The 14941-nt window shown below is 46.7% G+C and carries 13 protein-coding genes and 5 tRNA genes; all 18 read left to right on the forward strand.

Features of this window, described 5'->3' with window-relative positions; all coding sequences use genetic code 11:
• The first annotated feature begins 122 nt into the window (after positions 1-122).
• The 18 genes from hfq to rpoB all read left to right on the forward strand — a co-directional run bounded on the left by hfq (position 123) and on the right by rpoB (position 14913).
• Positions 123-380 (forward strand): RNA chaperone Hfq, encoded by a 258-nt coding sequence (hfq, locus tag DEU30_RS08880; protein ID WP_011233595.1) that lies wholly within the window; start codon positions 123-125, stop codon positions 378-380.
• Positions 381-404: 24 nt separating this feature from the next.
• Positions 405-1694, forward strand: coding sequence for a ribosome rescue GTPase HflX (gene hflX, locus DEU30_RS08885; RefSeq protein WP_034818792.1), 1290 nt, complete (start codon positions 405-407; stop codon positions 1692-1694).
• A gap of 44 nt (positions 1695-1738) precedes the next feature.
• Entirely contained in the window at positions 1739-2893 is a 1155-nt protein-coding gene (gene hflK / locus DEU30_RS08890; RefSeq protein ID WP_110014153.1) for an FtsH protease activity modulator HflK, read from the forward strand.
• A complete protein-coding gene (hflC, locus tag DEU30_RS08895; protein WP_034818788.1) occupies positions 2893-3786 on the forward strand; it encodes a protease modulator HflC in 894 nt (297 codons plus the stop codon). Before hflK ends, hflC begins: the two co-directional genes overlap by 1 nt.
• A 102-nt stretch (positions 3787-3888) precedes the next feature.
• Entirely contained in the window at positions 3889-5187 is a 1299-nt protein-coding gene (locus DEU30_RS08900) for an adenylosuccinate synthase (protein WP_114982031.1), read from the forward strand.
• A gap of 151 nt (positions 5188-5338) precedes the next feature.
• A tRNA-Thr gene (locus DEU30_RS08905) sits at positions 5339-5414 on the forward strand.
• Between the two features lie 19 nt (positions 5415-5433).
• Positions 5434-5518 (forward strand) — tRNA-Tyr (locus tag DEU30_RS08910).
• 45 nt (positions 5519-5563) lie between these two features.
• Positions 5564-5638: transfer RNA gene (locus DEU30_RS08915), tRNA-Gly, on the forward strand.
• 12 nt (positions 5639-5650) lie between these two features.
• Positions 5651-5726 (forward strand) — tRNA-Thr (locus DEU30_RS08920).
• A gap of 82 nt (positions 5727-5808) precedes the next feature.
• Positions 5809-6993 (forward strand): elongation factor Tu, encoded by a 1185-nt coding sequence (gene tuf, locus DEU30_RS08925; protein WP_114982032.1) that lies wholly within the window; start codon positions 5809-5811, stop codon positions 6991-6993.
• A 148-nt stretch (positions 6994-7141) separates the two neighbouring features.
• Positions 7142-7218 (forward strand) — tRNA-Trp (locus tag DEU30_RS08930).
• Between the two features lie 47 nt (positions 7219-7265).
• On the forward strand, positions 7266-7646 hold the full coding sequence (secE, locus tag DEU30_RS08935; protein WP_110014408.1) for a preprotein translocase subunit SecE: 381 nt from the start codon (positions 7266-7268) through the stop codon (positions 7644-7646).
• A gap of 2 nt (positions 7647-7648) precedes the next feature.
• The gene (nusG, locus tag DEU30_RS08940) at positions 7649-8188 is read left to right on the forward strand and encodes a transcription termination/antitermination protein NusG (RefSeq protein ID WP_011233602.1); all 540 of its coding nucleotides are present in this window, start codon (positions 7649-7651) and stop codon (positions 8186-8188) included.
• A 138-nt stretch (positions 8189-8326) separates the two neighbouring features.
• Positions 8327-8755: a 50S ribosomal protein L11 gene (rplK, locus tag DEU30_RS08945; RefSeq protein WP_034818779.1), complete on the forward strand. Its 429-nt coding sequence runs from the start codon at positions 8327-8329 to the stop codon at positions 8753-8755.
• A gap of 3 nt (positions 8756-8758) precedes the next feature.
• A complete protein-coding gene (rplA, locus tag DEU30_RS08950; RefSeq protein WP_034818776.1) occupies positions 8759-9454 on the forward strand; it encodes a 50S ribosomal protein L1 in 696 nt (231 codons plus the stop codon).
• 267 nt (positions 9455-9721) lie between these two features.
• On the forward strand, positions 9722-10240 hold the full coding sequence (rplJ, locus tag DEU30_RS08955; RefSeq protein WP_011233605.1) for a 50S ribosomal protein L10: 519 nt from the start codon (positions 9722-9724) through the stop codon (positions 10238-10240).
• Positions 10241-10293: 53 nt separating this feature from the next.
• Positions 10294-10668, forward strand: a complete 375-nt coding sequence (rplL, locus tag DEU30_RS08960) for a 50S ribosomal protein L7/L12 (protein ID WP_011233606.1) — start codon at positions 10294-10296, stop codon at positions 10666-10668.
• Positions 10669-10884: 216 nt separating this feature from the next.
• On the forward strand, positions 10885-14913 hold the full coding sequence (gene rpoB / locus DEU30_RS08965) for a DNA-directed RNA polymerase subunit beta (RefSeq protein ID WP_011233607.1): 4029 nt from the start codon (positions 10885-10887) through the stop codon (positions 14911-14913).
• The last annotated feature ends 28 nt before the right edge of the window (positions 14914-14941 follow it).

Consider the following 14941-nt stretch of genomic DNA (forward strand, 5'->3'; position numbering starts at 1 on the left):
GTTTTTCTTATTGCAAAAATTCTTTACTGGTCTAGTGTGTCTATACAGGGAACTGCAAATTGGCAGTGCTGTAGCTTACTATTTACACATTGGATATTAATAACGATAAAAAGGAATCCAAGATGGCTAAGGGGCAAACTTTACAAGACCCATTCTTAAATGCGTTACGTCGTGAGCGCATACCAGTATCTATTTACTTAGTTAATGGCATTAAACTGCAGGGACAAATTGAGTCTTTTGATCAATTCGTTGTCTTATTAAAGAATACGGTTAGCCAAATGGTGTATAAGCATGCAATTTCAACAGTTGTACCTGCGCGTATTCCTCAAAATTATTTGCCGCAACAAGCTGGCGAAGATATGGCTGAAATAGAAGATTAATGGTGAAAGAGAGGTCTGAACAACTTGTTCGATAGGTATGAAGGTGGCGACTACGCAATATTGGTTCATGTGGATTTACCCGCGGAAGTTGACCGAGAAGATCTCTCCGAATTACAACTTTTAGCTGATTCTTCGGGCGTGAAAACTATGGGAGTGATGACTACAAGTCGTAACTCCCCAACCCCCAGATACTTTGTTGGTAGTGGTAAGGCAGAAGAAATTGCCGAGCAGGTAAAGCTGCTGGACGCTAACATTGTTATCTTTAATCACGCGTTATCACCAACGCAAGAGCGAAATCTGGAAGCCATTTGCAAATGTCGGGTGTTAGATCGTACGGGTCTTATTCTAGATATTTTTGCGCAGCGGGCACGAACCCACGAAGGTAAGTTGCAGGTTGAATTAGCGCAACTGCGTCATATATCGACACGACTGGTGCGAGGCTGGACTCACCTTGAGAGACAAAAAGGTGGTATTGGTTTACGTGGGCCAGGTGAAACCCAGCTTGAGACCGACAGACGCTTAATTCGCGGACGTATTAAAAATATTTTAAAGCGCCTGGAGAAAGTCCAGAAACAGCGGGAGCAGGGGCGTCGGGCTCGTAAAAAGGCGGATATTCCTACCGTATCGCTGGTGGGTTATACCAACGCAGGTAAATCGACGCTATTTAATCGCCTGACTGAAGCCGGCGTTTATGCCGCGGATCAGCTATTCGCAACACTTGACCCAACCCTTAGAAAACTTGCAGTAGAAGATATTGGTGAAGTGATTCTGGCCGATACCGTTGGTTTTATTCGTCACTTACCTCATGACCTGGTCGCAGCTTTTAAAGCGACGCTTCAGGAGACTCAAGAGGCCGACTTATTGTTACATGTGGTTGATGTCAGTGACGAACAACAGCAAAATAATATTGATCAGGTTGCTGAGGTTTTGGAAGAAATTGATGCTGGCGATGTACCACAGTTAATTATTTGTAATAAAATAGATCAAGTGGAAGGGGCGGAACCCCGAATTGATTACGATGACAATCAAAGGCCAATAAGGGTCTGGGTTTCAGCGCAGCAAGACCTTGGCATTGAGGAAGTACTGGAGGCTTTACGGCAGATACTTGGCCCACAGATGGTCGAGCTGACTCTGAAAATCCCCCACTCAATGGGTAAATTACGTGGTACATTATACCGTTGGAATAGCGTGACATCGGAAGATGTTAACGAAAATGGTGAACTTGCGTTGCAAGTGCGCATGTCATCGGTAGACTGGCAGCGTTTACACAAGGCCTATGGCGATCAACTGGACGACTTAGTCGTGCAGCAATAGAATTTTTTATAGCAACAGTTTTCTTAAAAAACTTGGAGCACTCAATGGCTTGGAATCAACCGGGGAACGGTAATAACAATGACCGTGACCCATGGAAAAATCAAGGTGGCAAAGATCAAGGCCCGCCTGATCTCGACGAAGCAGTTCGCAAACTGTTTTCCAAATTCGGTTTTGGTGGGAAAAAAGGCGGCGGCTCGGGCGGCAGTTCAGGTATCCCGGCAAAAGGCGTCGGTATCATCGCAATTATCGCATTAATTGTTTGGTTTATTGCCGGTTTCTACACAGTAAAAGAAGCAGACCGCGGCGTTGTACTGCGTTTTGGTCAGTTTCATACTTTGGTTGAGTCGGGGTTGCATTGGCGCCCGGTATTTATCGACTCGGTAGAACATGTCGACGTAAACAATATCCGTTCGGACAAAACCGACGGCTACATGCTGACTCAGGATGAAAACGTGGTTCGTGTTGAGCTGGATGTTCAGTATCGCGTTGTTGATCCGCGTGCGTATTTATTTAACGTAGAAAATGCCGACGGTGTTTTATCACGAGCGACTGACAGCGCTTTACGTTTTGTAGTGGGTCACACCACCATGGATGAAGTGCTGACTCGTGGTCGTGAGGAAGTCAGAGCGAATACTCTGGATATGCTCGAAAAAACCATGAATCCATACACGGTTGGTTTGCAGGTAGTTGATATTAACTTGCTGCCAGCACGGCCACCGGAGGCGGTTAAAGACGCCTTTGATGATGCTATATCGGCTCAGGAAGATGAAGAGCGCTTCATTAGAGAAGCTGAAGCTTATGCCCGCGAAGTAGAACCCTTGGCACGAGGCCAGGTACGTCGTATGTTGCAGGAAGCGCAAGCTTATCGTGAGCAAATTATTCTTGAGGCTCAGGGTGAAGTTGCTCGCTTTGAAGAGTTGCTGCCTCAATATCAAAACGCACCTGAAGTTACGCGTCAGCGTATCTACCTTGATACTCTGCAGGAGCTTTATGCGAAAACGCCTAAGGTACTGGTTGACGTTGAAGGTGGTAACAACATGATGTACTTACCACTAGAAAAACTTCTCGAAAAGCAAGGTCGTAATACAAATTCATTCTCTCCGACGCGTATTCCTGAAGATGTTTCAGGTGGTTCCTCAAGTACTGGAACAGAGACACAAAATACGCGCAGCAGTAACCGCAGCGGAGGTCGAAACTAATGAAAAACCTAATCGCAATTATTGTTGTGGTCCTGGTCGTTCTGGGTCTTTCCTCCGTTTATGTAGTTAAGGAAGGCGAACGCGCCATCTTAATTCAGTTCGGTAAGGTCGAGCGTAATGCAGAAACTGGTGAAGCTATGGTTTTCGAACCCGGTTTACACTTTAAAATCCCTTTCATTGAACAAGTGAAAAGACTGGATGCCCGCCTGCAAACATTAGACGGAGATCCTGACCGCTTTGTCACCAGTGAGAAAAAGGATTTGATTGTTGATACCTACGTTATGTGGCGTATTAATGACTTCTCTACTTTCTATCTGAGTACTAATGGCGGTAACTACCTCCAGGCTGAAGCTCTGTTAACTCGTCGTATTAACAGCGGTTTGCGTAGTGAATTTGGTAACCGTACCATTTCTGACATTGTTTCTGGTGAGCGTGATGAGTTAATGCGTGAAGCTTTAATACAAGGTTCAGAAAGTGCTTCAGATTTAGGTGTTGAAGTGCTGGATGTTCGTGTTATGCAAATTAACTTGCCAACTGAAGTGAGTCAGTCCATTTATCAACGTATGCGTGCAGAGCGTAAAGCTGTGGCCACAGAACATCGTTCTGAAGGTAAAGAGCAGGCAGAGTTTATCCGTGCCGATGTTGACGCGCGTGTAACGGTAATGCTTGCTGATGCAAAACGTCAGTCACGTGAATTACGTGGTGAAGGTGATGCGCAGGCAGCGAAAATCTACGCTGATGCTTATCAGAAAGATGCAGAGTTCTTTGCATTTATTCGCAGCATGGAAGCTTATGGCAGTTCCTTTGGCTCTGGCAATGATATGTTAGTGCTTGATGCGAACAGTGACTTTTTCCGTTATTTACAAAATATGATGGGAAAAACCGAAGAGTAATCATGACCGAGCGTCTGATGTGACCATCAGGCGCTCACCTCCGATGTACAAACCCTCCGATTAAAGGTAAGATCGCTCCGATTTTTTTTACGCGGGGCAATCATGAGTCAGAACGTTGTAATTCTAGGCACCCAATGGGGTGACGAAGGCAAAGGTAAAATTGTTGACCTGTTAACCGATAAGGCCACTATGGTTGTGCGGTATCAGGGCGGACATAACGCTGGGCACACATTGGTTATTGACGGTGAAAAAACCGTTCTGCATTTAATTCCTTCAGGTATTTTGCGCAAAAATGTTCAATGCGTTATTGGCAACGGTGTGGTTTTATCACCCGAAGCACTGATGGAAGAAATGGCAATGCTGAAAGAACGAAATGTTCCAGTTGCTGACCGTTTGCGTATCAGCAAAGCTTGTCCATTAATCCTGCCGTTCCATGTAGCTCTTGATCAGGCACGTGAACGCGCGCGTGGCAGCGAGGCTATTGGCACAACGGGGCGTGGTATTGGCCCTGCGTATGAAGACAAAGTTGCACGTCGTGGTCTGCGTGTTGGTGACTTATTTGATATGAAACGCTTTGGTGAGAAGCTGAAAGAGTTGGTGGATTATCACAACTTCTCTTTAGTGGAATACTACAAAGCTGACGCTATTGATTTCGATACCGTACTTAAGCAATGTGAAGAGTTCGCGGAAGTATTAAAACCTATGGTGATTGATGTACCTGCTTTACTCGATAAAGCGCGTAAAAACGGTGAATCAATCATGTTTGAAGGTGCGCAGGGTACTTTGCTGGATATCGACCACGGTACATACCCTTATGTGACCTCTTCCAATACAACGGCTGGTGGTGTTGCAACCGGAGCCGGTTTTGGTCCTCGTTATATTGATTACGTGTTGGGTATTGTCAAAGCCTACACTACTCGCGTGGGTAGTGGACCCTTCCCGACTGAACTTGACTGTGAAGTAGGCCTGCACTTAGGTGAGAAAGGTCATGAGTTTGGTGCAACCACCGGGCGCAAACGCCGTACCGGTTGGATAGACGCTGTAGCGATGCGGCGGGCAGTACAAATTAACTCTATCAGTGGCTTCTGCTTAACTAAGTTAGATGTACTGGACGGCCTTGAAGAGTTAAAGATTTGTATTGGTTATCAGCTCTCCGATGGCAGTGTGACAGAGCATCCTCCGCTGTCTGCAGAAGACTATGAAGTGGTAGAGCCCATTTACGAAACAATGCCGGGCTGGCAGCAAAGCACTGTTGGCATAACTGAACATAAAGAGTTACCGCCAGAAGCTTTAGCTTATATTGCCCGTATCGAAGCGTTAACCGGTGTACCGGTAGATATCATTTCAACTGGTCCAGATCGTAAAGAAACCATTGTCTTACGGCACCCGTTTGGGCAGTAAGAAAAAGTAGTGTATGTTACTAAAAGACGGTCAGTTTTCATCCGATGTAGATAAAAACTGACCAGTCAGAACAAAAAACTTAAAAAAATTACGCGCACCTATTGCACTATCAAATCTAGTACCATAGAATGCGCTCCACCTAACCGGTGGTGCCGGCATAGCTCAGTTGGTAGAGCAACTGACTTGTAATCAGTAGGTCCCGAGTTCGACTCTTGGTGCCGGCACCAATTTAAATTGCAAGACACGGGAGGGGTTCCCGAGTGGCCAAAGGGATCAGACTGTAAATCTGACGGCTCAGCCTTCGCAGGTTCGAATCCTGCCCCCTCCACCACGCAATTTCCTTGGTTTTGAAGTGGCCTCATAAAATTGTGAATTTGCGGGTGTCGTATAGTGGCTATTACCTCAGCCTTCCAAGCTGATGACGCGGGTTCGATTCCCGCCACCCGCTCCACATTCCGTCAGTGCTGATATAGCTCAGTTGGTAGAGCGCACCCTTGGTAAGGGTGAGGTCGGCGGTTCGAATCCGCCTATCAGCACCATTTCAATTTAGGCCCCTAATAAACCTCGGTAATGCTTTTTAGCTTAGGTAACACACCGAAGAATTTTGTTAGAGAGGCTGCAATGTCTAAAGAAAAATTTGAACGTTCGAAGCCGCACGTAAACGTCGGCACCATCGGTCACGTTGACCACGGTAAAACAACACTAACTGCTGCTATCACAACTGTTTTGGCAAAAGTTTATGGTGGTGCGGCGAAAGACTTCGCAGCCATCGATAACGCGCCAGAAGAGAAAGAGCGTGGTATTACCATTTCAACGTCACACGTTGAATATGACACACCAACTCGTCACTACGCACACGTAGACTGCCCAGGGCACGCTGACTATGTTAAAAACATGATCACCGGTGCGGCGCAGATGGACGGCGCAATCTTAGTTGTAGCGGCAACAGACGGCCCAATGCCACAGACTCGTGAGCACATCCTGCTTTCACGTCAGGTAGGCGTACCATTCATCGTTGTATTCATGAACAAATGTGACATGGTCGACGACGAAGAGCTGTTAGAGCTGGTAGAAATGGAAGTTCGTGAACTGTTGTCAGAATATGACTTCCCGGGCGACGACCTGCCAGTAATTCAAGGCTCTGCACTGAAAGCGCTGGAAGGCGACGAAGACTACGCTAAGAAAATTGTTGAATTAGCCGACGCACTGGATAACTACATCCCAGAGCCAGAGCGTGACATCGATAAGCCATTCATCATGCCAATCGAAGACGTATTCTCGATTTCAGGTCGTGGTACGGTAGTAACGGGTCGTGTAGAGCGCGGTATCGTGCGTACAGGCGACGAGTGTGAAATCGTTGGTATGAAAGATACGACGAAGACCACCGTTACGGGTGTTGAAATGTTCCGTAAGCTGCTTGACGAAGGTCGTGCAGGCGAGAACATCGGTGCCTTGTTGCGTGGTACTAAGCGTGACGACGTAGAGCGTGGTCAGGTCCTGGCGAAGCCAGGTACAATTACTCCGCATACTAAGTTCGAAGCGGAAGTTTACGTACTGAGCAAAGACGAAGGTGGCCGTCACACGCCATTCTTTAAAGGCTACCGTCCACAGTTCTACTTCCGTACAACGGACGTAACAGGTGCTGTAGAATTGCCAGAAGGCGTAGAAATGGTCATGCCTGGTGATAACCTGAAGTTTGTTGTAGATTTGATTGCTCCAATCGCAATGGACGAAGGTCTGCGTTTCGCTATCCGTGAGGGTGGCCGTACCGTAGGTGCAGGCGTTGTATCAAAAATCATGGACTAAGCAGTCCGGTTGATTTTAAGAGCCCGGCTTTGGCCGGGCTTTTTTATGCCTGCTAGGGCGGAGAAGGGCGCGGCTGGGCTTGCGTCAAAAACCATAATAGGTATAATACCGCGTCCAATCCTGCACCAATTGTAGGGTAGGCAAATTTAGGGGCGTAGTTCCAATTGGTAGAACAGCGGTCTCCAAAACCGATGGTTGGGGGTTCGAATCCCTCCGCCCCTGCCAGATTTTATTGATTCAAAGCGAAGACCGGTCGCAACTAGGATTAAAGAATGAGCGCAAATAACGAGACGCAAAGCAGTTCGTTGAACAGTTTGAAATGGATAATCACAATCGCCCTTTTAGTTGTTGCTATTGGCGGTAATCATTATTACACAGAAGAAGTGTCGGTTTTATACCGTGCTATTGCTGTGGTTGTTTTAGTTGCCTTAGCAGGTTTCTTTGCCAGCACGACAACGAAAGGAAGAACCTTTTTGTCGTTTGCGAAAGAAAGTCGTACCGAAGTTCGAAAGGTTGTCTGGCCATCGCGTCAGGAAGCGACTCAAACAACGCTTATCGTTGTTGTTGCGACCGTTGTAGTAGCACTTATTCTCTGGGGCCTTGACGGTATCCTGGTACGTGTCGTTGGCTTCTTAACCGGATTGGAGATTTAACCATGAGCGATAAGAAACGTTGGTACGTAGTACAGGCTTTTTCCGGTTACGAGGCGCGGGTTTCTGAATCTCTGAAAGAACATATCAAAATGCACGGTATGGAAGATAAATTCGGTGAGATTCTGGTACCTAAAGAAGAAGTTGTGGAAATGCGCGGCGGCGTTCGTCGCAAAAGTGAACGCAAATTCTTTCCGGGCTATGTTTTAGTCGAAATGGATATGGACGAAGATGCCTGGCACTTGATTAAGAGCGTGCCTCGCGTACTTGGCTTTATCGGTGGTAGTAGCGATCGTCCTACACCAATTTCAAAGAAAGAAGCTGATGCTATCCTCGACCGCTTACAAGATTCTGCAGACAAGCCTAAACCTAAGACCTTATTTGAGCCGGGCGAAGTTGTACGTGTTAACGACGGTCCTTTCGCTGACTTTAACGGTACGGTTGAAGAAGTTGATTACGAGAAGAGCCGTGTTACGGTATCGGTTTCGATCTTCGGCCGGGCGACACCAGTTGAGCTTGAATTTGGTCAGATAGAAAAAGCCTGATCAAAAAAGCAGCAAGACAAAGATTGATCTATGGCGCGAAGTCACTTATAATTCGCGTCCTTTTTTAACGGGAAGCCGTTGGAGTAACTTTCCTCTGAAAAGTTACGAGGCGTTAAACCCACAACAGAGGTAATTACCATGGCGAAGAAAGTATCGGCCATTATCAAATTACAGGTAGCTGCTGGTTCAGCTAACCCGTCACCGCCAGTTGGTCCAGCATTGGGTCAGCACGGTGTGAACATCATGGAATTCTGTAAAGCGTTCAACGCACAGACCGACAGCCTGGAAAAAGGCGCACCGGTTCCTGTCGAAATTACAGTATTCGAAGACCGTTCATTCACATTTATTACTAAAACGCCTCCTGCGTCTTTCTTATTGAAGAAAGCGGCTGGTATCAAGAGTGGTTCAGGCGAGCCAAATACCAAGAAAGTTGGTACGGTAACTCGCGAGCAATTAGAAGAAATTGCGAAAACTAAAGAACCAGACCTGACTGCTGCCGACATGGACGCAGCTGTACGCACTATCGCCGGCTCTGCTCGCGCGATGGGCTTGAACGTGGAGGGCTAATCAATGGCTAAATTAACAAAACGCGCTCGTATGATCGCAGAGAAAGTTGAAGCCCGTGATTACGATGTGAATGAAGCGATTACTCTGTTAAAAGAGTTAGCAACAGCAAAATTCACTGAAAGTGTTGATGTCGCAGTAAACTTAGGCATCGATGCTCGTAAATCTGACCAAAACGTTCGTGGTGCTACTGTACTGCCAAACGGTACTGGCCGTGACGTTCGCGTTGCTGTATTCACTTCAGGTGACAATGCAGAAAAAGCGAAAGCAGCCGGTGCGGACATCGTTGGTATGGAAGACTTAGCGGCACAAGTTAAGAAAGGTGAAATGAACTTCGACGTAGTCGTAGCATCACCTGACGCAATGCGTGTTGTTGGTCAATTAGGTCAAATCTTAGGTCCACGTGGCCTGATGCCTAACCCGAAAACTGGTACTGTAACTCCAGACGTAGCAACAGCAGTTAAAAACGCTAAAGCTGGTCAGGTTCGCTATCGCAACGACAAAAACGGTATTGTTCACGCAACAATCGGCCGTGTTGACTTCGATAATGACAAATTGAAAGAAAACCTTGAAGCTCTGTTGGCGGCTCTTAAGAAAGCGAAGCCTTCTTCAGCTAAGGGTGTCTATGTAAAACGCGTCAGCCTGTCCACAACAATGGGTGCTGGTGTGAGCATTGACCAAGCAACTGTAGCAGCGGTTTAATTCGCTTCAGTTAGGTTAGTGTAATGGTTTATGGGTTGGAGCTGCCGTGGCGTTGCTAAGGCGCAACAAAACAAGGCTCCCGTCCAAGACCGTAGGTGTACCGCGAGAATCTCAGAATATCGAGTAGTGGCACTTAATTTCCTACGCAGATGGTGATATCCGACTCAGGCTCTCTGGGTAGAGAATCACCGTGACAACGCGGTGGGTTTTATCCCACCTAATTGTAACGAGGGACTTCGGTCCCAAATTGAAAACGAGGTGATATCAGTGGCAATTGGTTTAGCCGGAAAGAAAGCCATCGTTAAGGAAGTTAACGACGTTGCTTCAAATGCGCTAGCCGTCACCGTTGCTGAATATCGAGGCATCGAAGTAGCCGATATGACTGCGCTGCGTAAGAAAGCTCGCGAGCAGGGTATTTTCGTTAAAGTTGTACGAAATACACTGGCAAAACGCGCTTTTGAAGGCACACAGTTTGACGACATGGGCGATGCACTTAAAGGACCTCTTGTTTATGGGTTTTCTATGGACGCACCGGGCGCTTCAGCTCGTCTGTTCAAAGACTTCTCAAAAGAAAACAAGAACTTGCAAGTGACAGCTCTGTCAATCGGTAATGGCATCATGGGTCCAGAAAAATTGGACGCAGTTGCTTCACTTCCGACTCGTGACGAAGCATTGGCTAAATTGCTCGCCACCTTCAAAGAACCGGTTAGCAAATTCGTTAAAACAGTTAACGAAGTACCTAGCAAGTTCGTTAGAACGTTGGCAGCAATTAAAGACGCTAAATAATACGTTGGTTTTTTAACCATTTTTTGTAATTATAAACCCAGGAGTTTAGAGTAATGGCTCTGACTAAAGACGACATCTTAAACGCGATCGCTGAAATGCCAGTAATGGAACTGGTTGAACTGATCGAAGCAGCTGAAGAAAAATTCGGCGTTGACGCATCTGCAGCAGTAGCAGTAGCTGCTCCAGCAGCAGGCGGCGAAGCAGCAGCTGAAGAGAAAACTGAATTTGACGTAGTACTGAAAGCAGCTGGCGCAAACAAAGTTTCCGCTATCAAAGCTGTTCGCGGCGCAACTGGCCTTGGTTTGAAAGAAGCTAAAGCTATGGTTGAGTCTGCACCAGTAGCAGTTAAAGAAGGTGTAAGCAAAGACGAAGCTGAAGAGCTGAAAAAGCAGCTTGAAGAAGCTGGTGCGGAAGTTGAAGTTAAGTAATTTAACTTTTGTACGACATATGGCCTTTTAGGCCTTGGGCTGGTGGTTAATTAACCACCAGCCCTTTTGCGCTGTATCGCTTGTATCATTTTGCCCGAGGTTGGATACAGATAAGCGAAAAAATAACAACGGGATCGACAGATAAAAGATTAATCTGTTTTTAACCATCGAACCACTCGTTGGTTAGGGTCATCAATCAGCTAGCTGAGGAACCCCATGGCGTACTCCTACTCTGAAAAAAAACGTATTCGTAAGGATTTCGGTAAACGACCTCAGGTCTTAGAAGTTCCTTATTTGCTGTCTATGCAGCTTGATTCATTTAAGAAATTTATTGAAGTCGATCCAGAAGCCAATAATGGTCTGGAAGCGGCTTTTCGTTCGGTCTTTCCTATTGCCAGTTATTCTGGTACTGCGGAACTACAGTACGTCAGTTATCACATGGGTGAGCCGGCGTTTGACGTTGAAGAATGTCAGATCCGGGGCATTACCTACTCAGCACCATTGCGTGTGAAACTGCGTCTGGTGCTGTTTGATAAAGAAGCAGCTGCCGGTACAGTTAAAGACATTAAAGAACAAGAAGTGTACATGGGCGAAATTCCGTTAATGACAGAAAACGGAACCTTCGTGATCAATGGCACAGAGCGAGTTATCGTTTCTCAGCTCCACCGTTCACCTGGTGTGTTCTTTGATCACGACAAAGGTAAATCACACTCGTCAGGTAAAGTCCTGTATAACGCGCGTGTTATTCCTTACCGTGGCTCTTGGTTGGATTTTGAATTTGATCCTAAAGACAACGTTTTTGTACGTATCGATCGTCGTCGTAAATTACCGGCGTCAATTATTCTTCGTGCTCTGGAATACAGCACTGAAGAAATTCTCGATATGTTCTTCGACACAACGTACTTTGAAATCCTTAAAACTAAGGTGAAAATGCAGTTGGTGCCTGAACGTCTGCGTGGCGAAACCGCCAAGTTCGACATCAAAGGTGCTGAAGGCGAAGTACTGGTCGAAAAAGGCCGTCGTATTACCGCACGTCACATCCGCCAGTTGGAGCAACTGGACATTAAAGAGATGGAAGTGCCGGCAGAATACATGGTCGGAAAAGTATTAGCGAAAGACTACGCGAATAAGAAAACTGGCGAAGTGGTCGGTCACGCGAATGACGTGCTGACACTTGAGCTTATCGCCGAGCTTAGCGAAGCGGGTATTAAGAAAATTGAAACGCTGTTCGTTAACGATTTGGATCACGGTCCATACATGAGCGAAACCTTACGCGTTGATTCAAGCAACAACCGCTTAGAAGCTTTGGTTGAAATCTATCGCATGATGCGTCCGGGCGAGCCGCCAACACGCGAAGCCGCCGAAACTCTATTTGATAACCTGTTCTTCAGCGAAGAACGTTATGACTTATCAACTGTTGGCCGCATGAAGTTCAACCGTCGTTTGGGTCGTGAAGACTTAAGCGGTGATAACACGTTGTCCAGAGAAGACATCGTCGAAGTCATGAAAAAACTTATCGAAATCCGTAACGGTTTAGATGAAGTTGATGACATTGACCACCTGGGTAACCGTCGTATACGTTCAGTCGGCGAAATGGCAGAAAACCAATTCCGTGTCGGTTTGGTACGTGTAGAACGCGCAGTAAAAGAACGCTTGTCGCTGGGTGACTTAGACAACACCATGCCTCAAGACCTGATTAACGCGAAGCCAATTAGTGCTGCGGTTAAAGAGTTCTTTGGTTCAAGCCAGCTGTCGCAATTTATGGACCAGAACAACCCATTGTCAGAAGTGACGCATAAGCGTCGTATCTCTGCTTTAGGTCCGGGTGGTTTGACTCGTGAACGTGCCGGTTTCGAAGTTCGTGACGTACATCCAACGCACTATGGTCGTTTGTGTCCGATTGAAACTCCAGAAGGCCCGAACATCGGTCTAATCAACTCGCTGTCGACTTTCTCACGTACGAATGAATATGGCTTCTTGGAAACGCCTTATCGTCGTATTGAGAACGGCTCTGTTACAGACGACGTTGACTATTTGTCCGCAATCGAAGAAGGCAACTACGTTATCGCCCAGGCGAACGTAGGTCTTAACGATAAAGGCGAGTTGACTGAAGATTTGGTACCTTGCCGCCATAAAAACGAATTTACGCTGATGAGTAAAGAGCAAGTCCAGTACATGGACGTTGCACCTCAGCAAATCGTTTCTATCGCAGCAAGTATGATCCCGTTCCTTGAACACGATGATGCTAACCGAGCCTTGATGGGCTCGAACATGCAACGTCAGGCCGTTCCTACATTGCGCGCTGATAAGCCGCTGGTCGGAACCGGTATCGAACGCACTATCGCAGTTGACTCCGGTGTTACCGTTGTTGCTAAGCGTGGTGGTGTTGTCGATTACGTAGACGCCAGTCGTATCGTGGTTAAGGTTAACGAAGAAGAGATGGTCCCGGGTGAAGCGGGCATCGACATTTATAACCTGACTAAATACACGCGTTCTAACCAGAACACCTGTATTAACCAAAAACCAACCGTGAACCCAGGTGAACCTGTAACACGCGGTGACGTTTTAGCTGATGGTCCGTCAACTGACTTAGGTGAATTAGCACTGGGTCAGAACATGCGTGTGGCCTTCATGCCTTGGAATGGTTATAACTTCGAGGATTCGATTCTGATTTCTGAGCGCGTAGCGCAAGAAGATCGGATGACAACCATCCATATTCAAGAATTAAACTGTGTTGCTCGTGATACCAAGTTGGGTGCTGAAGAGATTACCTCTGATATACCAAACGTTGGTGAATCTGCATTAGGCAAGCTGGATGAATCCGGTGTTGTTTATGTCGGTGCAGAAGTTAACGGCGGCGATATTCTGGTCGGTAAAGTCACCCCTAAAGGTGAAACGCAGTTAACGCCGGAAGAGAAACTCTTGCGAGCTATCTTCGGTGAGAAAGCGTCTGATGTAAAAGACAGCTCTCTGCGAGTACCAAACGGTGTTAACGGTACGGTTATTGACGTACAAGTATTCACTCGTGATGGCGTTGAAAAAGATAAGCGCGCGGTAGCGATTGAAGAAATGCAGCTGGCTAAGGTTAAGAAAGACCTGACAGAAGAATTCAAGATTCTTGAAGAAGGTATTTACAACCGAGCTCGCAACTTGTTGTTAAGTAATGGCTTTGATGAAGCAAAACTGGCGAGCGTCGATCGCTCAAGCTGGTTGACTCAGGACTTAGGCAACGAAGACGCACAAGCTCAATTAGAGCAAATTGCTGAGCAGTACCAGCAAATTCGTGACGACTTCGACACTAAGTTTGAGACTAAGCGTCGTAAGATCACTCAAGGCGATGATTTAGCGCCGGGTGTTCTGAAAATCGTTAAGGTTTACTTAGCCGTACGCCGTAGTATCCAGCCTGGTGATAAACTGGCTGGCCGTCACGGTAACAAAGGTGTTATCTCAACCATCATTCCTGTGGAAGATATGCCACACGATGATGAAGGGAACCCGGTCGATATCGTATTGAACCCGCTGGGTGTACCTTCGCGGATGAACATCGGTCAGATCCTGGAAACACACTTAGGTATGGCGGCTCGCGGTATTGGTAGCAAGATCGAAAAAATGCTGAAACAGCAACGTGCTATCTCTGAATTACGCGACTTTTTACAGCAGGTGTACGACTTGGGCGAAAGCCGTCAGAAAGTAGACATTACTGAGTTTACTGATGATGAAGTGATGCGCTTAGCCGGTAACTTGAAAGCCGGTCTGCCAACAGCTACACCTGTATTTGATGGTGCAGTTGAAGAAGAAATTAAGGCACTGTTGAAGCTTGCAGACTTACCTGAATCTGGTCAGATTCGGTTATTCGACGGCCGTACGGGTGATAAATTTGAACGTGACGTAACCGTTGGTTACATGTACATGCTCAAACTGAACCACTTGGTCGACGATAAAATGCACGCACGTTCAACTGGCTCGTACAGCTTGGTTACTCAACAACCACTGGGTGGTAAAGCTCAGTTTGGTGGTCAGCGCTTCGGTGAGATGGAAGTCTGGGCATTGGAAGCATATGGTGCGGCTTATACCTTGCAAGAAATGTTGACAGTTAAGTCGGACGACGTGAACGGTCGTACGAAGATGTACAAAAACATTGTCGACAACAACTTGCAGATGGAAGCGGGCATGCCGGAATCCTTCAACGTATTGTTGAAAGAAATCCGCTCGCTGGGCATCAATATCGAGCTAGAACAGAACTAAGACGCTGTTGCTGGAATAAATTGGGGGA

The sequence above is a fragment of the Idiomarina sp. 017G genome (assembly GCF_004362265.1).
GTDB classification, from domain to species: Bacteria; Pseudomonadota; Gammaproteobacteria; order Enterobacterales; family Alteromonadaceae; genus Idiomarina; species Idiomarina loihiensis.